This window comes from Alcaligenes aquatilis, from assembly GCF_003076515.1.
Lineage (GTDB): Bacteria > Pseudomonadota > Gammaproteobacteria > Burkholderiales > Burkholderiaceae_B > Alcaligenes > Alcaligenes aquatilis.
Genome location: NZ_CP022390.1, coordinates 211,403 through 231,994 on the forward strand (window position 1 = coordinate 211,403; position 20,592 = coordinate 231,994).

22 protein-coding genes are annotated in these 20,592 nt (G+C 57.5%); 16 read left to right on the plus strand and 6 right to left on the minus strand.

The window, feature by feature from the left end; translation table 11 throughout:
• Window positions 1-28: 28 nt before the first annotated feature.
• The 3 genes from CA948_RS00925 to CA948_RS00935 form a co-directional block, all read right to left on the minus strand.
• The gene (locus tag CA948_RS00925; protein ID WP_094195263.1) at window positions 29-1,642 is read right to left on the minus strand and encodes a peptide chain release factor 3; all 1,614 of its coding nucleotides are present in this window, start codon (window positions 1,640-1,642) and stop codon (window positions 29-31) included.
• A gap of 97 nt (window positions 1,643-1,739) precedes the next feature.
• Window positions 1,740-2,363, minus strand: a complete 624-nt coding sequence (locus tag CA948_RS00930; protein WP_094195264.1) for a LysE family transporter — start codon at window positions 2,361-2,363, stop codon at window positions 1,740-1,742.
• Window positions 2,364-2,428: 65 nt separating this feature from the next.
• Window positions 2,429-3,904, minus strand: coding sequence for a DEAD/DEAH box helicase (locus CA948_RS00935; protein WP_094195265.1), 1,476 nt, complete (start codon window positions 3,902-3,904; stop codon window positions 2,429-2,431).
• Window positions 3,905-4,330: 426 nt separating this feature from the next.
• Here CA948_RS00935 and CA948_RS00940 point away from each other — a divergent pair, with 426 nt between their 5' ends.
• The 5 genes from CA948_RS00940 to CA948_RS00960 are packed head-to-tail and all read left to right on the plus strand — an operon-like array spanning window position 4,331 to window position 9,307.
• Complete coding sequence (locus CA948_RS00940; RefSeq protein WP_094195266.1) at window positions 4,331-4,951, plus strand: LemA family protein; 621 nt, start codon at window positions 4,331-4,333, stop codon at window positions 4,949-4,951.
• 20 nt (window positions 4,952-4,971) lie between these two features.
• Window positions 4,972-5,928, plus strand: coding sequence for a TPM domain-containing protein (locus CA948_RS00945; protein ID WP_108727081.1), 957 nt, complete (start codon window positions 4,972-4,974; stop codon window positions 5,926-5,928).
• 17 nt (window positions 5,929-5,945) lie between these two features.
• A complete protein-coding gene (locus tag CA948_RS00950; protein ID WP_094195268.1) occupies window positions 5,946-6,440 on the plus strand; it encodes a TPM domain-containing protein in 495 nt (164 codons plus the stop codon).
• A gap of 15 nt (window positions 6,441-6,455) precedes the next feature.
• Window positions 6,456-7,862, plus strand: coding sequence for a DUF2868 domain-containing protein (locus tag CA948_RS00955; RefSeq protein WP_125277879.1), 1,407 nt, complete (start codon window positions 6,456-6,458; stop codon window positions 7,860-7,862).
• Window positions 7,859-9,307 (plus strand): DUF3482 domain-containing protein, encoded by a 1,449-nt coding sequence (locus CA948_RS00960; RefSeq protein WP_108727083.1) that lies wholly within the window; start codon window positions 7,859-7,861, stop codon window positions 9,305-9,307. The genes CA948_RS00955 and CA948_RS00960 overlap by 4 nt, the downstream gene beginning before the upstream one ends.
• An 11-nt stretch (window positions 9,308-9,318) precedes the next feature.
• On the opposite strand, the gene CA948_RS00965 is transcribed toward CA948_RS00960, so the two are convergent.
• From CA948_RS00965 to CA948_RS17530, 3 genes are all read right to left on the minus strand, one after another.
• Complete coding sequence (locus tag CA948_RS00965) at window positions 9,319-9,762, minus strand: DUF488 domain-containing protein (RefSeq protein ID WP_108727084.1); 444 nt, start codon at window positions 9,760-9,762, stop codon at window positions 9,319-9,321.
• A 233-nt stretch (window positions 9,763-9,995) separates the two neighbouring features.
• Window positions 9,996-10,244: a GlsB/YeaQ/YmgE family stress response membrane protein gene (locus tag CA948_RS00970; protein ID WP_094195272.1), complete on the minus strand. Its 249-nt coding sequence runs from the start codon at window positions 10,242-10,244 to the stop codon at window positions 9,996-9,998.
• A 275-nt stretch (window positions 10,245-10,519) separates the two neighbouring features.
• Window positions 10,520-10,696: a hypothetical protein gene (locus CA948_RS17530; protein ID WP_159063886.1), complete on the minus strand. Its 177-nt coding sequence runs from the start codon at window positions 10,694-10,696 to the stop codon at window positions 10,520-10,522.
• Between the two features lie 311 nt (window positions 10,697-11,007).
• On the opposite strand from CA948_RS17530, the gene thpR reads away from it, so the two are divergent.
• From thpR to CA948_RS01025, 11 genes are all read left to right on the plus strand, one after another.
• Entirely contained in the window at window positions 11,008-11,607 is a 600-nt protein-coding gene (gene thpR, locus CA948_RS00975) for an RNA 2',3'-cyclic phosphodiesterase (protein WP_108728667.1), read from the plus strand.
• On the plus strand, window positions 11,604-12,542 hold the full coding sequence (locus tag CA948_RS00980; RefSeq protein ID WP_094195273.1) for a LysR family transcriptional regulator: 939 nt from the start codon (window positions 11,604-11,606) through the stop codon (window positions 12,540-12,542). Before thpR ends, CA948_RS00980 begins: the two co-directional genes overlap by 4 nt.
• Window positions 12,543-12,737: 195 nt before the next feature.
• Entirely contained in the window at window positions 12,738-13,412 is a 675-nt protein-coding gene (locus tag CA948_RS00985) for a DUF4286 family protein (RefSeq protein ID WP_108727085.1), read from the plus strand.
• A gap of 37 nt (window positions 13,413-13,449) precedes the next feature.
• On the plus strand, window positions 13,450-14,418 hold the full coding sequence (locus CA948_RS00990) for a TRAP transporter substrate-binding protein (protein ID WP_108727086.1): 969 nt from the start codon (window positions 13,450-13,452) through the stop codon (window positions 14,416-14,418).
• A 15-nt stretch (window positions 14,419-14,433) separates the two neighbouring features.
• Window positions 14,434-14,925, plus strand: a complete 492-nt coding sequence (locus tag CA948_RS00995; RefSeq protein ID WP_094195276.1) for a TRAP transporter small permease — start codon at window positions 14,434-14,436, stop codon at window positions 14,923-14,925.
• Window positions 14,918-16,213 (plus strand): TRAP transporter large permease, encoded by a 1,296-nt coding sequence (locus CA948_RS01000; RefSeq protein ID WP_108727087.1) that lies wholly within the window; start codon window positions 14,918-14,920, stop codon window positions 16,211-16,213. Before CA948_RS00995 ends, CA948_RS01000 begins: the two co-directional genes overlap by 8 nt.
• A 12-nt stretch (window positions 16,214-16,225) precedes the next feature.
• Window positions 16,226-17,050, plus strand: coding sequence for an NHL repeat-containing protein (locus CA948_RS01005; protein WP_094195278.1), 825 nt, complete (start codon window positions 16,226-16,228; stop codon window positions 17,048-17,050).
• A gap of 64 nt (window positions 17,051-17,114) precedes the next feature.
• A complete protein-coding gene (locus tag CA948_RS01010) occupies window positions 17,115-18,251 on the plus strand; it encodes an ABC transporter permease (protein WP_108727088.1) in 1,137 nt (378 codons plus the stop codon).
• Window positions 18,245-19,042: an ABC transporter ATP-binding protein gene (locus CA948_RS01015; protein WP_094195280.1), complete on the plus strand. Its 798-nt coding sequence runs from the start codon at window positions 18,245-18,247 to the stop codon at window positions 19,040-19,042. Before CA948_RS01010 ends, CA948_RS01015 begins: the two co-directional genes overlap by 7 nt.
• On the plus strand, window positions 19,042-19,959 hold the full coding sequence (locus CA948_RS01020) for an MlaD family protein (RefSeq protein WP_094195281.1): 918 nt from the start codon (window positions 19,042-19,044) through the stop codon (window positions 19,957-19,959). The genes CA948_RS01015 and CA948_RS01020 overlap by 1 nt, the downstream gene beginning before the upstream one ends.
• Window positions 19,956-20,591, plus strand: a complete 636-nt coding sequence (locus CA948_RS01025) for an ABC-type transport auxiliary lipoprotein family protein (protein ID WP_094195282.1) — start codon at window positions 19,956-19,958, stop codon at window positions 20,589-20,591. The genes CA948_RS01020 and CA948_RS01025 overlap by 4 nt, the downstream gene beginning before the upstream one ends.
• The last annotated feature ends 1 nt before the right edge of the window (window position 20,592 follow it).

Here is a 20,592-nt window from a genome sequence, read left to right on the forward strand (position 1 = left end):
AAATGTCGGCCCTGTTCTTGTGACAGAATTAGACGGCATCCCCGAAAACGTGTCCACCGTGTTCACGTAATGCGTGAAATTCAATGCCTGGATTGAGCTCCTGAGCCACACGCAGTTGCGCAGGCGATGTTGCTAAAAAGGCAATGGCCTCGACCACGTCATAGGCAATATTGCCGGCGTTGGTCTCGATAAACTTCTTCATGTCTTTAGGGTCTTTGGCGGTGACCCAACGAGCCAGGTTAAAGCGGCTGGACGATAGGCGTGCTTCCACACCGTATTCGGTTTTCAGGCGGTGTGCCACCACTTCAAACTGCAGTTGGCCGACAGCACCCAGGAGCATCATGCCCCCTGCCATATGGGGACGGAACACCTGAATGGCGCCCTCTTCACCCAGTTGGGTCAGGCCGGTACGCAACTGTTTAGTGCGCAAAGGATCTTTGACCTCAATGGACTGGAACAGTTCAGGGGCAAAGAACGGCAAGCCGGTGAACTGCAGGTTTTCGCCTTCAGTCAGCACGTCGCCCAATTGCAGGATGCCGTGATTGGGGACACCGATGATGTCACCGGCAAAGGCATCGTCCAGCAGTTCACGACGTTGCGACAGGAAGGACACCACGTTGTTGGGGCGAATTTCCTTGCCAGTACGTGACACTTTCAGTTTCATGCCGCGCTTGAAATGGCCCGAGCTGACGCGCACAAAGGCCACGCGGTCACGGTGGGCGGGGTCCATATTGGCTTGCACCTTGAACACCACACCACTGAACTTGGGTTCGTCGGGCTGCACTTCGCGCTGCAAGGCGGCGCGTGGGCCTGGAGAAGGGGCCAGGTCAACCAGCGCGTCCAGCACTTCCTGCACACCAAAGTTATTGATGGCCGAGCCAAAGAAAACAGGCGTTTGCTGGCCAGCCAGGAACATTTCCAGGTCGAACTCTGGGGCGGCGGCGTTGAGCAGCTCAATCTCTTCCTGTGCCTTTTCAAAGGGTTCGCCAAAACGCTCGGCAATCACGGGGTTGTCCAGGCCGGGGATGATTTCATCCTGGCCATGGCGTTCCTGACCGGGTTTGAACACACGCATATGATTGGCGCGCAGATTGAACACACCGCCAAAGCGACGTGCCATCCCGATAGGCCAGGAAAAAGGCACCACTTCCATACCCAGGTGCGATTCAATTTCCGACAGCACATCCAGCGGCTCTTGAACTTCGCGGTCCAGCTTGTTCACAAAGGTGATGATGGGCGTATTGCGAGCCCGGCACACTTGCAAGAGGCGGATGGTCTGCGGTTCCACACCGTTGGCCGCGTCAATCACCATCAAGGCGGCGTCCACAGCGGTCAGCACACGGTAGGTATCTTCCGAGAAGTCCTGGTGACCAGGGGTGTCGAGCAAGTTGATCACGCAGTCGCGGTACTCCATCTGCATGACCGAGGAGGCCACCGAAATACCACGTTGTTTTTCAATTTCCATCCAGTCCGAGGAGGCATGGCGGCTGGCTTTACGGGCCTTGACGCTCCCTGCAATCTGAATCGCACCTGCGAACAGCAGCAGTTTTTCAGTCAGTGTGGTCTTACCCGCGTCAGGGTGCGAAATGATGGCAAAGGTGCGGCGTTTCTTGACTTCAGAGCGTATGTCACCGGACGACATTGAAAATCCTTGTGGCAGCGCCAGTCTGGCGCGTGGAAAACAGTGAGCGAATTATCCGTAAAGCAGGGCTTGGGGGCAAGTTGATGCGTGCACAAGGCTAACGCGACACGCCGGCCAATACCGTCCCTGCCAAGATAAATAGCGAACCGAATACGCGGTTCAGCAGCCGTACGTGGCTGGCCTGACGGAGCAAATGCAACATGCGTGCGGCCAGCGAAGTGTAGCAACCCATGGCCACCAGATCCGTAAAGCACAGGGTCATGGCGATCAGCAGGTATTGCAGTGGCATGGGCCGATTCAAGTCCAGAAACTGGGGCATGATGGCCAGCAGAAATACCAGCCCCTTGGGGTTGGTGATATTGATCAGACAACCACGAAGCAATAGATCACGAATGCGAAAATCGCTGGGTGCCTGGCCTGTGACCTGCACCGGCATGGCGTCAGTGCGTAATTGCTTCCAGCCCAGATAAATCAGGTACGCCGCGCCCAGCCACTTAAGCGTGGTGAACGCCAGTTCCGAGCGCGCCAGGACTTGTCCAAGCCCCAGGCTGATGATGAATATCTGGATCATGATTCCGATATTCAGGCCAATCGCCATCCAATACCCACGTTTGAAGCCGTATTTCAGGCCCGAGGACATGGAGGAGATCGCGCCGGGACCGGGTGAGAAGGAAATGACCCAGGAAGCCGCGAAAAAGGCGAGCCAGGTGCTCAGTGCCATGGTGTGCTCGGTTCAAAGGCGGGCGCTGTGCCCGCCTTTGGCAGGCACAGCCCCTTTTGCAGGGTTTAGGCTTTGGCTTGGGCGGCGCTGCGGTTGCTGCGGTTCGGGCCACGGCTGTCCTGACGGCCACCGGGGCGGCCTTGACCGGCACGGGCAGCACCACCACCTGCACCACCAGGAGCGGCGCTGCGACGTGGACGGTTGTCATTGCCAGGACGGCGTGGACGGCTTTCGCCATTACCACCACGGCCTTCAGGCGAGCGAGCCTGACCACCACCGCCACCCGTGCGACGAGCACCTGCTGGAGCACGAGCACCAGGGCCAGGAGCGCTGTGGAAACGGCGCTCTGCGTAGGTGTCTTCCTTGGCTTCTTCAGCCAGAGCAGCACGCGAGGGAGGCGTCCAGCCTTCCACCACGATGCGCTCGATAGGATTGCGGGTCATGCGCTCGATCTGCTTGAGCAAACGCATTTCGCTGCGATCGACCAGCGACAGGGCCACACCTTCGCTACCGGCACGGCCAGTACGGCCAATACGGTGAACGTAATCTTCAGGCACGTTAGGCAGTTCGAAGTTCACCACGTAAGGCAGTTGATCAATGTCCAGACCACGTGCGGCGATGTCGGTGGCAACCAGCACCACAACCTTGCCGTTCTTGAAGCCGGCCAGCGCACGGGTACGAGCCGCCTGGCTCTTGTTGCCGTGCAGGGCTTCAGCCGCCATACCGTCTTTGGACAGTTTTTCGGCCAAACGGTTGGCGCCGTGCTTGGTGCGGCAGAACACCAGCACCTGGTTCCAACTGCTTTCGCGGATGATGTGGCTTAGCAGGTCACGTTTGTGTGCCTGGTCAGCCAGAATCACTTGCTGGGTAATCAGTTCATTGGTGGTGTTGCGAGCAGCAACAGCCACTTCGACCGGGTTGTTCAGCGAGCTGCGGGCCAGCTCACGGATTTCGTCCGAGAAGGTAGCCGAGAACAGCAGGGTCTGACGCTCAACGGGCATCAGGCTGATGATCTTGCGAATGTCGCGGATAAAGCCCATGTCCAGCATGCGGTCGGCTTCGTCCAGCACCAGAATTTCCACGCCAGTCAGGTCTACCGTGCGTTGACGCACGTGATCCAGCAAACGGCCAGGGGTCGCGACCAGAATGTCCAGTGGCTTGCGCAGGGCATGGAACTGGGGGTTGATGTTCACGCCACCAAACATGACCATCGAGCGCAGACGGGTGTGCTGGCTGTACAAACGTACCGATTCTTCAACCTGGGCGGCCAGTTCACGGGTAGGAGCCAGGATCAGCGCACGTGGGCGGCCTGGTTTACGATTTTGCTGAGGGTTGTTCAGCAGACGGTGCAAGATAGGCAGGGTAAAGCCTGCGGTCTTGCCAGTGCCGGTTTGAGCAGCGGCCAACAGGTCACCACCTTCAATGACCTTAGGGATAGCCTGGGCCTGAATAGGGGTGGGGTGGGTATAGCCTGCGTCGGTTACAGCACGCAACAGAGGTTCTGCCAGCTCAAGAGAGGCAAAAGTGATTTGAGAGTCCAAGAATTTTCCAGTGACTAGCCCAAAAGCCCTCTTTGGGGCCCTACCAATCCAGGCTAAGGTATTTTGTTTATGGCGACGATGCCACGGCAGGGGCAAGAACGCCGCCTGCTGCAAGAGGCGCAGTGATTGGTGCGCTGCGCAATCAGCCATTATAGCGTGAAATCAGTAAAAATCCTCATTGACCATCTTGTATCATTTTGAGTGGTCGCGTTAAAACAACCTGTTTCAAGCATCAAAGGTCAGGCTTGCTGCGTAGCCGGATTTGACAGAAATTGTTAAGCGCCGTCATAGACGCACTTGTTATGCGGCGGGACGCGGTTTACGCTGGGCGTGCACGCACTGCCGGGCTCGGTTTGGCAGGTGCCCGAGCGAATGGGTTAGAACCCTTTTTTGTTGTTTATCTGCTTATTTTTGCAGGAAAAAATCATGACATCATGGATACGATGGGTCTTTATCAGCAGTGTAGCGGTCTTGCTCTCTGGTTGTGGGTATAACGAGATCCAGCGCCTGGACGAGCAGGTCAAGGCTGCTTGGTCGCAAACCTTGAATCAATACGAGCGCCGGGCCGAACTGGTGCCCAAACTGGTCAGCTCGGTCAATGCCTATATGGTTAACGAGCGTGCGGTGCTCACCCAAGTCACTGAGGCTCGCGCCAAGGTCGGCACGATTCAGATGAAAGTGGATGATCTGGACAATCCCGAAGTCATGGCGCGTTTCCAGCAAGCCCAGAACCAGTTGTCCTCGGCCTTGTCGCGTTTGATTGCCGTCTCGGAAAACTACCCACAACTGAAAAGCGACGGCCTGTTCCGTGATTTGATGACACAGCTTGAAGGCACGGAAAACCGTATCGCTACCGAGCGTGGCCGTTATGTACAGGCTGTGCAGGAATACAACCTGTTCATTCGTCAGTTCCCTACCCTGATTACCGCCAAGCTATTTGGTTACAAGGTCAAGGAAAACTACGGTGTGGATCGTCAAAGCGAGATCACGCGGGATCCCGAGGTCAAGTTTGATATCCCTGCGACCCCTGCTCCTGCCGGGTCTTGATTAATTCTGGAGGTGGCACCATGAGCGTGCACGATCTTGCACGGACTGCTGGGCCTGGGTCTGCACGTTCTGGCAGGCTGGTCTGGGTTTGTGGCTGGTTGATGGCACTGCTGTTCTTGTGCTGGCCCTGGGCACAAGCGCATGCCAAACCCGAGCCTATTCCCGCCATTGCGGGTTGGGTGACCGATACCACGGGCACCTTGAGTCCGGATCAAAAAGACGCCCTGAACCAGCAGCTCAAGGCGGTGGAGCAGGAAAAAGGCGCACAGGTGGTCATTTTGATGGTGCCCACCACGGGTGACGAAACCATCGAGCAATACGCCTTGCGTGTTTTTGATCAGTGGGAAATTGGCCGCAAAAAAGTGGATGACGGCATCTTGCTGCTGGTGGCCAAGGATGATCGCCGCATGCGTATCCAGACCGGCTACGGCTTGGAAGGCGCAGTGACCGATTTGCAGGCTGGCCGCATCATTCGCGAACAGATGACGCCTCGTTTTATGGAAGGCAATTTCTACGCTGGTATTCAGGCTGCTGCCGATAGTCTGGTGGGCTTGGTCAATGGTGAAGAGCTTCCCCCTCCCCCTAAGAATGCGCCTGTTACTTCGTCAGGTGAAGAAGGCGTGTTCTGGGAGCCTTTGCTGGCTGTGGGGGCAATTGTGTTTTTTGCCTCTCCCTTGTTTGCTGCTTTTGCCGCAGGCGTCTTTACCCTGATTGTCTCGGGCAGTATTGGCTTGGCCTTGTTGGCTGCTGTTGTGGGCGCTGGATTGAGCCTGATTGGCCGACTCTTTGGTGCGGGCGGTAAGTCCAGTTCCGGGCGTGCCTCGCGCCGTGGTGGCGTCATTGGAGGGTTGGGCGGTTATTCTTCCGGTGGCTTTGGTGGAAATGGTGGCAGTGGCGGGGGCTTCGGTGGTTTTGGCGGAGGCAGCGGCGGCGGTGGTGGCGGTAGCGGAGGCGGTGGCGCTTCCGGTAGTTGGTAAGGCCACAGGGGAGCGATATGAGTGTGAATTGGAAAGAACTCTCGGGCTGGGCGTCGGTGCAAGGTCAATGGCTGCGCCGTCGTTATTTCAATGCTGAAATGCTGGGCCATCTGGCTGAACAGATCCGCAAAGGTGAAGAGGATCATAGCGGTGAGCTGGTCGTTGCCATTGAAGCCGTTTTACCCGCTCATGAAGCCGACAGCGCCCAACGTGCTCTGGAGGTTTTTGGCCGTTTGCGTGTCTGGGATACGCCTTTGAATTCTGGCGTTTTGCTGTACCTGGCCTTGGGCCAACGCCGTATCCATATCATTGCGGACCGGGGTATCCAGGCCGATCCGGCGCAATGGGAACAGATCTGTCGGCAACTGGAGAAAGATCTGGCCTCGCGCGAGTATTTGTCCGGCTTGCTGGGGGCGGTCAGTGCCATCGAAGCGGTCTTGCAAAAAGGCGCCCCGACGCAGACTCCGGGTGCGGCGGGCAATGCTTTGCCTGACGAACCGGTACTCCTTTAAGTGGTGGCCAGTGCCATGAAACCGTCTGAATCCGTCGGCTCCTGGCAGCAGCAAACTCTGGTGGAAGCCATACGTTTGCGCGAAACCCTGTGGGGCCCTATTGAGGACCTGTCTGAATCGCGCCGTGCGCGGGCGGCGGGTGGCTCATTTGCTCAACGTGTATCGGCACGCGCTTTGGCTCTGGCGCGGCGCGATGGGCTGGAACAAGCCTGGACGCGTTGGTGGCGTATGGCCCGCCTCCTGCTGATCGCCATGGCGGTGCTGGCTTTGTTGGCAGGCGCCGGGACCGCTGCAGGAGCACTGGGCGATGGCAGTCGAGCCGTGAATGTATTGACGGCCTTGGGGGCTTTGCTGGGTTTGCACGCGCTGACCTTTATTTTCTGGCTGTTCAGCTTGTTCTGGTCCGGTAAAAGCGCTGGCACAGGCAGTTGGGCCAGTGATGCCTGGTGGTGGCTAAGTCGCCGCTTCGTCAAAGGCGATGCCAGTCTGGTACCCCAGGCTTTTGCCGCCGTACTGGCACGCCGAGGGAGCCAGTCCTGGCTAGCGGGTCTGATCAGCCATAGCTTGTGGGTGCTGGCCTTTTTGTCAGCCTTGAGCACCCTGCTGTTATTGCTGGCTTCGCGCCGCTATCACTTCAATTGGGAAACCACGCTTTTGACGCCAGATAGCTTTGTCTGGCTGGTTGAAGGCCTGGGTGCCCTGCCGTCCTTATTGGGCTTTGCCCAGCCCGATACCTTCACCATACGTAGCAGCGATGGCCTGCAAGTGCTGGATGCCCAGGCTCAGGCCCTGTGGTCCAGTTGGCTGTTGGGCGCGGTGGTCACCTATGGTTTGCTGCCTCGTGTGCTGGCCTTGGCCTGGAGCCTGTGGCAATGGCGTAAACATACGGCTCGCTTGAGTCTGGATGACAGCCTGCCGGGCCTGGCAGAGTTGCGTCCGCGCTTGATGCCAGCCAGCGAACCGACGGGCGTGGATGAATTGGCATCGCCCGACAGGGTGGCTCGCATTCAAAGCCAGCCCAGCACGCCTTTGACCGCTAATGCGCTGTGCGTGGTGGGGCTGGAGTTACCGCCAGAACATAGCTGGCCGCCTGCTTTCGTGCAGACACAGATGCAGGACTTGGGCCGGGTGGATTCGCGCGCTGAGCGCCTGGATATTCTGGGGCGCTTGCAGTCGGCCAGTCCTCGCCATTTGTTGATGGTATGTGATGCCGCCCAGACGCCGGACCGTGGTGTGGTGGCAACGCTGGTTGAATGGGCACAGTTGGCCCAGCAATCCGATGTGGTGTTGCTGGACGACGCCTTGGCCGACCCGGACCAGACGCGCCGTCGCAGTTGGCATGAGCGCTTGGTGGCGGCAGGCTTTGCGCCTGGGCAGATTCACGATCAATGGCCAGACTTGTCTACGAAGGAGCCATCATGAGTGCGGCGGCTTTGACGCTGGCGGTGGTGGGTCACACCAATACGGGTAAAACCTCTTTGCTGCGTACCCTGACACGGGATACGGAGTTTGGTCAGATCAGCAATAGCCCTGGCACTACACGGCATGTGGAAGGAGCCAGACTGACGGTGGACGGCGAGGCCCTGGTGGAGCTGTTCGACACCCCCGGCCTGGAAGACAGCATGGCCTTGCTGGACTTTATGGATCAGCTCAGCCAGCCCGGTGAACGTATTGATGGACCGGAGCGGATACGTCGTTTTCTGGAGTCCCCGGCGGCACAGGGCCGTTTCGAGCAGGAAGCCCGTGTGCTGCGCAAGTTGCAATCTTGCGATGCGGGTTTGTATGTGGTGGATGCGCGCGATCCTGTCTTGAGCAAGCATAAGGACGAGCTGACTTTGTTGGCCTATAGCGGGCGGCCTTTGCTGCCTGTGCTCAATTTCGTGCGTAGTCCGCAGGCGCGGGTACAGGAATGGCGCAGTGCGTTGGCACGTCTGGGGCTGCATGCCTTGGCGGAGTTCGATACGGTGGCACCGGCTTTGGATGGCGAGGCTTTACTGTACGACAAGCTTGCCGTTCTGCTGGAGACGCAGGCCGGAGTGTTGCAGCAGTTGAAAGTGGATTTGGCGCAGCAGGCGGTATTGCGGCGTCGAGACGCGATGCGGCTGCTGGCAGAATTGCTGGTGGATGTGGCGGCCTGGCGGGTCAGTACACCCTCGGACAAGGAGGCCATGGAACTGGCCGCGCAGCAGTTAAAGGAGCCGGTCTTGGCGCGCGAGGCCAAGAGTGTGCAGGCTTTGCTCAAGCGCTACAGCTTTGGCCGTCAGGATGTGGTGGCGGACCTGCTGCATTTTGACGGTGGTCGTTGGGGCATGGACTTGTTTGATCCCCAGGCCTTGAAGGAGTTTGGCGTGCAGTTGGGCAAGGGTGTGGCTGCCGGTGCCATGGCCGGCGCGACGCTGGATGTGATGACGGGCGGTCTGAGCTTAGGAACCGGGACGGTTCTGGGCGCCTTGGCAGGTGGTTTGTGGCAAGGCGCGGACAAATGGGGCCAGCGTTTGATGGGCAAGTTGCGGGGCGAGACTGAGCTTAGCGTGGATGATGCCGTCTTGCGTTTGCTGGCGGTGCGGCAGCTAAGTTTGATGGCGGCTTTGGAGCGACGCGGTCATGCCGCACAGACGCCGATTCGCCTGGGCGAGATTGATGCCGAGAATTTCGATCAGGCCTTGCAGCGGGAGTTGAACGTGTGGCGGGCACAAGGTCTGCCGGAGGAGCTGGCACAGGCACGGATTCATCCGGCCTGGTCGACTTTGCGAGCGGACTATGCGCCGGACTCACGGCGCGAGGCGTGTGTGCAGGGGTTGGTGCAGCGTCTGCTGGGGGCGCGCAATGCGCCTGGCGCTAATACTGTCGGGCGGCCGCAGGGATAGCCAGTCACGGCTTATTGCTTGTCTTCTTTCACTACGTGCGCGTAACAAACCGGCGAACTGGGTTCATTGCCGTCGTGTAGGCGATCCTCTTTGGCCAAAGCCTCGATCACAGCCTGTTTCAGCACCGTCAGATAGGAGGTTTGCGGGTCGTGGGTGGCGGTTAGCAATTGCAGCTCGCCTTGGCGGGCCAGTTTCATCAGGGGAAACAAGGCGTCGGGGTCGTGCTGCAGTTGTTCGTGATAGCGGTGCTGGAATTGCTCGGGGGAGATGGCGCCGCTATGAAAATTTTTGCGCAATTCGCTTGCCGGGCTGGCCTCGTGCAGCCATTGGATGTCGCCCAACTCGTCTTTGCTCAGACCGCGTGGCCAGAGGCGGTCTGTGAGTACACGGGCCGCTTTGCCGGCAGGCTCATGGATGGCGTCGTAAATGCGACTTAAGGTGATCGTGTAGGGCATGACTGGCTCCGGGAGCGTCAGGCTTTGTGTGTTCAGGCGCTGGCGGTCAATGACACAGCGTCTGTTTTTTCTGTGAGTCAGGGTCGCGATAGCTACAGGTATCAGTGAATCGCGCCTTATGCAGACTGGCAGACTGCGGTATGGCAGCCTTCCAGTAGTGTGTGGCCGTGGGGATACTGCGGATTGCCAATCACATTAGCTGCAAGGCTGCGGTTTTGTATTTATACGGCGTTTTACGCTTTTTTGCTGATCAGTCCGTAGACAAAGAGGACGATGATGGCACCCACGATGGAGCCGATCCAGCCTGCGCCTTGCCCTGGCACGTACCAGCCCATGGCTTGTCCCAGATAACCTGCCACAAAGGCACCGACAATACCCAGGATGGTTGTCATTATCCATCCCATTTTTTGGTCGCCGGGCATGATGGCTCGTGCCAGCAAACCTACGATAAAGCCCACAATAATCATGGAGATAATACCCATCGTGCTACTCCTGTGCTGTGTGTCGGTCTGGGGTTCGGACCGCTCCGCTTATATTAGGTATGGAGTTTTTAGGCGTCTATCGTTTTGCGTTTTGGAAACAGAGAAAAACGTCAGGTTTTGTAAATGAAGGGCTTGTAATCCACTTCGTTATGTCGGGTGATCGTTGCCTGCATCTGGCTCGGCTTAACCCAGTAAGGCGGGTTTGCGTTTTTGTACCCACTGCGTGGCCTGCTCACATGCGTAGGGCAGTGACAGGAGACTTTGCGTTTGGCAATCTAGCCCGACAGGGTCTGCGTATTGGCCATGATGATGTCTCGGGCCATACCCCGGTCGGGGGAGGTTGTTGCGAAGGCTTGGCGCTCTAAAGAAGGGGGCCTGCCTGCCAGCGACAGCAAGCCGGTGGTTGTTAAAACGTGGTGGCGCGTACCCGGCTGTGTCGGGGAAACAGCCATGGTTGTCTCCGGTATTTTTATAGGCTTTCCAAGCGGTCGAGCATATTCTATGCAGGTACAATGCGCGGCTCAAACGCCAAAAAATCATCAAGTTGATGCGGTCTGTGCATAAGCCGGTTCAAGCGTCAGCAAGGGGACAAGCATGGGCTTTCGCAAGCTGCGGCACTTTGTGGCCGTTTGCGAACACGGTACGTTTGTCAGGTCGCACGCAATTGCCGGCCTTGGATATTGTTTATGATCTGGCGCGCCGTCTTTGTAGGGCTTAGGCTAAACGCCCTTTTTCTCGATCCGTCTTGTTTGAGGGTTTGCTGATGACGATTCCCTTGCCTACGCTGGACCTGCAGTCGCTTGATGCCGATCACGTTTTGCGCGCATTTATCGGTTGGTGGCCGGACGTACAAACCCGTGCCTGGCTGGCCGAACAGGCGCTGCAGGCGCATGCGATTTACGGCGGGCGCATTATGCAGCCCGATCACTTTCACTTAACACTGGCATTTCTGGATGGCAGCCGCGTGTCTGATCTGCAGACCTTGGCGACACAGATGGCGCAATGGACGGAGCCGCAGATCAAGATGGACCTGACAATGTGTGATGTGTTTGAGAAACCGCGAGTGGTGTGGGCCGGGCCGGACGCGTCGCAAAGCCAGGCATTGACGGCCTTGCAGCAGTGGCACGAAGAGATTTGGGCCAAACTGATTGCCTTGGGCTGGACCCGGCAACCACGTCTTTTTCGTCCGCATGTCTCCTTGCTGCGCCATGCTCAGATTGCTGCTGGTCAGCCGCATGGCCATGCTTTGCCTACGCAGGCTTTTGTGGGGGATGGTGTGGGCCTGATTGTCTCTGTTCCTGGTGAACAGCGCAGTCAGTATCATCTGGCTGCCATGATCAAGCCCGAAAGGACAGGTGCATGAATATCCGCTTTTTGGAAACCTTTATCTGGATCGCTCGCTTGGGCAGTTTTCGTGCAGCCGCGAACAAGCAGCATTTGACGCAAGCGGCTGTCTCAGGGCGGATTGCGGCTCTGGAAAGCGAGTTTCAGAAAACCCTGTTTGAGCGCGGTCATCGTGATCTACGCCTGACCCCGGCAGGACGCAAGCTGATGCAGTATGCCGAGCAGATGCTGGGTATGGAGCACGATTTGCGCGAGGCCCTGGCAGGCTCCAGCCGTTTAAGCGGCCGTATGCGCCTGGGTGTGGTCGAATCCATTGTGCATACCTGGTTCAAGGATTTGATTCGTCAGTTGCATGCCCTCTACCCCGAACTGGAAATAGAGCTGACCGCCGAATCCACCTTGCGCCTGCATGACTTGCTCAAGCGCGGCACCATTGATGTGGCCTTGCAGACCGACCCCATCATGGGGGATGGCATACGCAACCTGCCGATGGGCTCCATGCGTATGGGCTGGGTGTGCATGGCCGATGAATCCATGCCGGTACGTAGCGGCTTGCAGGAACTGGTGCAGCGTTGGCCTTTAGTGACGTTTCCCCGTGGCTCCCAGCCGCATCTGGCCTTGGTGCAATTGCTCGAACCCTTGCCGGTGGATCAGGCACGGATTCACTATGTCTCTTCGATTGCCGCCAGCATGCAATTGATTGAAGCTCAACCTTGCATTGCGACTTTGCCCTTGGCGGCAGTCAGCCGTCAGTTGGACAGTGGGCTGTATCAGGAGATTGTGTGTGAGCATGCCTTGCCCGACTTGCGCCTGGTCGCCAGTTGGCGGCCTGACCCTTTAACGCAGACCGCCCAGGCAGTGATTGGCGTGGCGCTGGAGCGCATGCATCATTTTGCGGCCGAGCATCCTGGACTGGCTTTACCCCCGCCAGACACACGTGTCTTTGCCATTTAGCCTTTGAGGGTTTTCCCCTTGACTGTGCCTGTGTACGGATTGTCACCTTGCTTGATAATCTAGATACTGCGCCATTCGCTTTGTCTGATCGCTTTTTCCTATCGACCCAGGTGGAAATAAAACATTTGGATTCTGCTTAGAAGCCGTTGGACACTCCCACAAAGAGTGTGCAATAACCTTTTTGGGGAGGCTTTCGTGTCTGCTACTTTTCGTACTGATCGTGATGCACCGGGGGAACTGTTTATCTGGACGGATATCGCCCCTGAGCATGAGCAGGATTTCAATCAATGGTATGAGCGCGAGCACATGGCTGAACGCGCGGCCATACCGGGTTTTCAATGGTCGCGTCGTTATGTGCGCCATGGTGCCGGGCGCAAGTATCTGGCTTTGTATCGCACGCAGTCCTTGCGTGTTTTTGGGACGGCGGAATATAAAAAAGCCTTTGAGCAGCAAACGGACTGGTCTAATACCAATTTTGCCCGTATGAGCAATACCCAGCGCCGCGTAATGGCGGTGTCGTTGCTCGGTGGTGCTGGCACAGGTGCTGTTGTGTTGCTGGTACGTCTGCCAGAAGCGGCTCAGCGACAAGAGTTGGCACGTCAATGTGCCGCCTATCTGGAACAGACCGATGGCCTGCTGGCCTTGCGCGTACTGACACCTGATCCGGAGCTCTCTACCCCTTTACCGTCCGAGGATGTGCAACAGCGCAGCCTGGACCCTTACCTGGTGGCTGATCTGACCACCCTTGACGCCGCTCGTATCCTGGCTGCCCGCTTGCAGCAGGATTTAGGGGTGGCAACAAACGATGTATCCGAGTTTTCTTTGCTGTGGGATCTGCAGTCACGGGATCTGAATGCGGGCCGCTCATAAGGCGGTCATCACCTCAATTCTTGGGAGAAGCGACATCATGATTAAAAAACTACTTTCCATTGCCTGCGTCTTTGCGTTGGCAGGCACTGCTCAGGCCGCGACCAACTGGAACATGAGTACCGAGCAGCCCGATAGCAATTTCCTGACGCAAAATGCGCGCGAGTTCGCGGCGGATATCAAAGCGGCGACCAATGGCGAATTGAATATCAATGTGCAGTCGAACTCGGTGCTGCTCAAGCGCCCCGAGGTCAAGCGTGGCGTCCAGCAAGGCGTGGTGCAGGCTGGTGAAATGCTGGTGGCGGCCATCGGTAATGAAGATCCCCTGTTTGAAGTCGATAGCGTGCCCTTGCTGGCTTCGTCGTTCGATGAGTCAGAAAAGCTTTGGAAAGCCACACGTCCCTTCCTGGCAGAGCGCCTGGACAAGCAAGGCATCATTCTGGTGTATGGCTCGCCTTGGCCTCCGCAGGGGATTTACACCAAAAACCCCGTGGAACAACTGTCTGACCTGGAAGGCGTGCGTTTCCGTGCTTATAGCCCGGCAACCAGCCGTTTGGTCTCCTTGATGGGGGCCGTGCCGACCACTGTGCAAACGCCCGAAGTCCCTCAGGCTTTTTCCACCGGCATTATCGATGCCATGCTGACCTCGCCCGCCACGGGTGTGGACTCGCAGGCCTGGGACTATGTGAAGTACTACTACGATGCCCAGGTGTTTATTCCACAAAGCTTTGTGATCATTAACAAGCGTGCCTTTCAGCGTCTGCCCGAGAATGTTCAGAAAGCGGTTCTGGAAGCGGGTGAACGCGCCGAACAACGCGGTTGGGCCATGTCGCGCGAGCAAACGTCCAAACTGACCCAGACCATGGCCGATAAGGGCATGGTGGTAGGCCAGTTAAGCGAAAAGCTGGCCGGCGAGATGCGGGCGATCGGCCAGACCATGACCGAAGAGTGGTTGAAGAAAGCCGGTGCCGACGGTCAGAAGCTGCTTGATACCTACCGTCAGCCCTAAACAAGGAGTGCGTCCATGATTGTGCTCGAGCGTATGGCCAGAGTATGCGGCGCACTGGCCGCACTCTTTCTATGTTTGATCGGGGTGGTGGTGACGGCGCAGATCGTGGCGCGCCTGTTCTCTACGCAAATCCCCGCGTCGGATGATTTTGCTGGCTGGTTTATGGCAGCGTCGATTTTTCTGGCGCTGCCCTACGCCATGTTGCATGGCGACCATATCCGGGTGTCCTTGTTGCTGCAGGTGATCCCGGAGCGTTTGCGACGCCCTTATGAACTAGTGGCAACGCTGATCGGGCTTGTGCTGGCTGCCTGGTGTACCTGGGAGACGGCCCACTTTGTCTATGAGTCCTTTATCTACAAGGAAGTGGCGCAAGGCATGGTGGCAGTGCCGCTGTGGATTCCCCAATTGGGGATGCCCATTGGTCTGGGCTTGCTGACCTTGATGTTGTTGCGGCGCTTGCTGCGCGTGGTTCAAGGTCAAGAATTGGAGGCGACTGAGCATGGCTGATTTATCTCAGGCAATTGTGCTGTTTGTTGTTCTGCTTGCCTTGCTGGCCAGTGGCGTGTGGGTGGCACTGGTTCTGATCGCTTGCGGTATTTTGTCTATTTTTCTGTATGCCGATGCGCCTGCAGGCATTATTTTCGCGACCAAGGCGTGGGACTCCTCGGCCAGTTGGGCCTTGACGGCCTTGCCCCTGTTTATCTGGATGGGGGAGATTCTGTATCGCACCCGCCTGGCCGAAGACATGTTCAGTGGCCTGGGGCCGTGGGTACAGCGTTTGCCGGGCCGTCTGTTACACGTCAACACCTTGGGTTGCGGTATTTTTGCGGCGGTCAGCGGTTCGTCGGCGGCTACGGCGGCCACGATAGGCCGTATTTCCTTGCCTGAACTGAAGGCGCGTGGCTACGACGACAGGATCAGTATCGGTTCGCTGGCCGGTGCCGGGACCTTGGGCCTGCTGATTCCGCCTTCCATTGTGATGATTGTGTATGCGGTGGCCGCACAAGTTTCCATCATTCGACTGTTTGTGGCGGGTGTGCTGCCAGGCCTTTTGCTGATGTGTCTGTTTTCGGCCTACATCGCTTTTTGGTCTATCCGCCATCCGGATCGTGTGCCCTCGGCAACCGAGCAACTAAGCCTGAGCGAGAAGGTACGACGCTTGCGCTTGCTGTTGCCGGTCGTCTTGCTGATCATTGCGGTGATCGGGTCGATTTACGGGGGCATTGCCACGGCGACTGAAGCGGCTGTGCTGGGTGTCATTGGTTCTTTGGTGATCGCCGCTTTTGGTCGTTCCCTGAGCTGGAAAACCTTTACCGCCAGTTTGCTGGGTGCGGCGCGCACCTCGTGCATGATTTCCTTCATTCTGATCGGCGCCGCTTATTTGACCAGTGCCATGAGCTTTACTGGCCTGCCTGCAAATCTGGCGGCCTGGATTGGCTCTTTGGGCCTGAACCAATACGCTCTGATTGCTGTATTGACGGTGTTCTTTGTGATTTTGGGCGCCTTTCTGGATGGTATTTCCATTGTGGTGCTGACCACTTCGGTCTTGCTGCCTGCGGTGATTGCCGCCGGTATTGATCCCATCTGGTTTGGTGTTTATCTGATCCTGACCGTGGAAATGGCCCAGATTACCCCGCCTATTGGTTTTAACTTGTTTGTGATCCAGAGCATTACCGGGCGCAATCTGTTCGAGCTGGTACGCATGGCGCTCCCGTTTTTTCTGCTGCTGGTTCTGGCGACCGTCCTAGTGACGATATTCCCGCAAATTGTCCTGGTCTTGCCTAACGCCATGTAAGGGAGGCGGAAGATGGCACTTGCTTATGTGATCTTGGGTTCGCAACGCTACAAAGTAGAGCGCGCCTGGACTCAGGCTGATATCAGCGGCATCACCAGTGTGGCGGTGCTGACAGACGGGCGTATCGCTGCCTTGCTGCGTCGTCCGGCCTGTGTCTTGGTACTGGCACCGGATGGTCAGGTGTCAGCGCGCTGGTCTTTGGATGACATGCTGTGCCCGCACCATATCAGTGCCCGTCCGCAAGGCGGGGTGCTGGTGACGGATCTGGATGGACATCAGGTCCTGGCTTTGGGCCCCCAAGGCCATGAGCAATGGCGTTTGGGCACGCCTGGACAGCCCTGTTGGCAAGAGCCGTTCAACCATCCCACGCACGCCGTTGAATGTGGTGATGGCGGCTTGTGGGTAAGTGATGGCTACGGCAATACCGTGGTGCATCGCTTTGATCCGCAGCGCCAATGGCTGGCTGCGTTGGGGGCGCCTGGCCCAGGCCCTTTGCAGTTCAGCACGCCTCATATGCTCGCGTGTGCTGCTGATGGTTCGATCTGGGTAGCCGACCGCGAAAACAACCGTGTCCAGCATCTGGATGTCCAAGGCCGTTATCTGGGTGAATTGCGCCCCCTGCACAAACCCATGGCGGTGGCTGTGCAAACTGACGGTTCGGTGTTGGTTAGCGATCAAACGGCCAGCTTGTCTTTGTTCGACCCGGATTCGGGCACATTAGTAGGACGTTGCCGGGTGCAAGGTGTCTACGGACACGGGCTGTCCGTCGGCTTGGACGGGCGTATTTATATAGCGGAAATGTTGCCGGATTGTTTGACTTGCTTACAGCCCGCTTAATTGTCCACAAAGCATGAAAAAGTAGTCGGCGCTATGGAAGCTGTCAGAGCAAATCCATTAGACTATGCGCATGAATACGTCCGTGCCTCTGTATGTTCGTACAGATTCCCCTGGTCAGCTGCAATTGCTAGGCGATTGGTCCTTGCGTCACTATGAAGCGCTGCAAAGTAGTTTGCGCTCGATAAGTGACAAGCAGGGCCGTTGGTCTTTGGATTTCAGCCAATTGAAGTCCCTGGACACAACAGGTGCTCAAGTCCTGTGCGAATGGCTGGGTGCCGAGCGTGTGCAAACGGCCTTGGACAGTGCTCAAGGCTTGTCCAAAGAGCGCCATCAATTATTGCAAACCGTTGCCAAGGCAATGAGCCGCATGGATGAGGAGCACGTGGTTGCGGCGCGTTGGGGGATGACGGATCTGCTCGAGCGCGTGGGCCTGTCCATGATCCACATCACGCGCAATATGCGTGAGCTTTTGGGTTTTATTGGCCTGACGCTGGAAACGCTCATCCTGAATATGCTGCGGCCCAGCCAGTGGCGCGTCACCTCGATTGTGGCGCAGTTGGAAGAGACCGCCTTTAACGCCGTACCTATTGTGGCCTTGCTGACGTTCCTGGTGGGGGCGGTGATCGCATTTCTGGGAGCGACGGTGCTGGCGGATTTTGGCGCCACCATTTACACCGTAAATCTGGTTGGTTTTTCCTTTTTGCGTGAGTTTGCGGTGCTGTTGACGGCCATCTTGATGGCAGGCCGCACCGCCAGTGCCTTTACCGCGCAGATCGGCTCCATGAAAGCGAACGAAGAAATTGATGCTTTACGCGCTCAGGGCTTGAATCCCATGCTGATTCTGGTCATTCCGCGCGTATTGGCCATGCTATTGGCTATGCCTATCTTGACCTTTGTGGGCATGGTGGCCGGGATCTTCGGCGGCGGCTTGGTCTGCGCCCTGATTCTGGATATCTCGCCCACCATGTTCATCAATATCTTCAATCAGGATATTGATTTGCGGCACTTTGTGCTGGGCATGGCCAAGGCTCCGATTTTTGCCTTTTTGATTGCTGTGATCGGTTGCCAGGAAGGCTTTAAAGTGACCGGCAGCGCCCAGTCCGTGGGGGAGCACACGACTTCAGCCGTGGTGCAGTCCATCTTCATCGTGATCTTGATTGATGCGCTGGCCGCGCTGTTCTTCATGGAGATGGGATGGTAGAGGCAGCCGCTCGTCCCATTATTCAAGTACGTGATCTGGACAATCGCTTTGGCGATCATGTCGTGCATGAGCATCTGGATATGGATGTGTATCCCGGCGAGATTGTGGGCGTGGTGGGTGGTTCCGGCACAGGCAAGTCCGTGCTGCTGCGCTCCATTCTGGGACTGCGCCCACCCACCGGCGGCACGGTACGCATTTTTGATCAGGAAATCGGCACCCTGTCGCCCGAGGATCGTTCGCGGCTGGAGCGCCGTTTGGGCGTGCTGTTCCAGCAAGGCGCGTTGTTCTCCTCGCTGACGGTGGTGGAGAACATTGCCATGCCTCTGATCGAGCATATTGGCCTGTCTCGCGCTGCCGCTGAACATATTGCCGCCATGAAAATGGCCTTGGCAGGTTTACCGGCCAATGCGGCTACCAAATACCCAGCAGAATTGTCCGGTGGCATGATCAAGCGTGCTGCCCTGGCACGTGCGCTGGCGCTGGATCCGGAAATCCTGTTTCTGGATGAACCCACTGCCGGGCTGGACCCGGTGGGTGCGGGGGATTTTGACCAGCTTATTTTGACCTTGCGCGATGCGCTGGGATTGACCGTGTTTTTGGTGACACACGATCTGGATACGCTCTACACCATTTGTGATCGGGTGGCCGTGCTGGCGCAAAAGCGCGTGCTGGTCAACGACACACTGGCCCGCGTAGAGCAAGTTGATAACGACTGGATCCGGGAGTACTTCCACGGTCCACGGGGACGGGCCGCCCAACAGGCCCAAAACCGTCGTCAGGAGCATAATTAATGGAACCGCGTGCCCATCATGTATTGATCGGGGTCTTTACCTTGGTAGTGGCGGCGGCCGCTGTCCTGTTCTCGCTTTGGCTGGCCAAGTCGGGGCAAGATGCCGAGACCCGCGATTACGATATTGTCTTTCTGGAAGGTGTGCGTGGTCTGTCTCGTGGCAGCGCCGTGCAATACAACGGCTTGCGTGTCGGTGAAGTGCGCTTGCTGCGCCTGGACCCGAATGACTTGCAGCGTGTGCGAGCGCAAGTGGCGATTCAGGCTTCCATCCCGATTCATGAAGACACGCAAGCTCGCCTGGCACTGGCTGGTATCACCGGCCAGTCCGTGATCGAGCTTAGCGGCGGCACACCGAACAGCCCCTTGCTGGAAGCGCCCGACGATGGCCTGCCCATGATTGTGGCCTCGCCGTCTCCGCTGGCCCAATTGATGGCAGGTGGTGAGGAGCTGATGACGCAAATTTCCAAGTTGCTCGATAACGCCAATACGTTCCTGTCGTCCGAGAACTCCCAATCCCTGTCGGCCAGTCTGCAAAAACTGGAAGTCTTGATGGGCCAGCTCTCGACCGCCAGCGAAGGCGTGCCAGCCTTGGTGAAGGAGCTGTCCCAGGCCAGCCAGCAAGCCACCACCTTGCTGTCTTCTACACAAGGTCTGGTAGACCGTCAGGGTACGCAGGCCATGAATGCCATCCAGAAATCCATGGAAGATTTCAGCCGTGCCACGCAAAGCTTGAACACGCTGCTGCAGCAGAATTCGGCAGCTATTGGCCGGGGCGCTCAGGGTTTGACCGAGATCGAACCGGCATTGCGAGAATTGCGTCAGGTGCTGGCCGGTTTCCGCGCCGTCACCTCCCGTCTGGAAGATAATCCGGCCGGCTATCTTTTGGGTCGCGACAAATTACAGGAGTTCACACCATGATGCCCACTGTTGTGCGTCGTTTTTTACAGGTGTCGCTAGTGGGTCTGGCTGCCCTGTCTGCCGCTTGTTCTGTTCTGCCTCAGGCGGAGTCCCTGACGTATTATCAGCTTCCGGCAACGGCCTTGAAGGCGCAGTCCGCACCTGCTTCGCATAGAAGTTTAATCATTCAGGTGAACCGGCCTCACGCCGAGCGCCTGCTGGCCAGTTCGCGCATCACGGTGCTGCCTCAAGGTAATGAGCTCAGCGCGTATAAAGGCGTACGTTGGGGTGACGATGCACCCGCCCTGTTGCGTAACCGTCTGGCCGATGGTTTACGTGATGCGGCTCAATTCCGGGCGGTGGTGCTGGATAGCGAGTCCGTCATTGCTGATGTGGAGCTTGGCGGGACGCTGGGCGCCTTTCAGGTGGAGTATATCCAGGGCGTTCCACGGGTACGGATTCAGTTTGATGCTTTAGTGCGTGATCAGCGCTCGGGCCAGTTGATTCAGACCCGCCGCTTTGTCGCTCAACAAGAAGTTGACGGCACGGCCGTGCCACAGGTGGTTGAAGCATTTGGGCAGGCTACCGATGCCTTGTCCTTGCAAGTTAGCCAATGGTTAGCTTCTTTAACTGTTCAGGCCAATACGCTTTAAT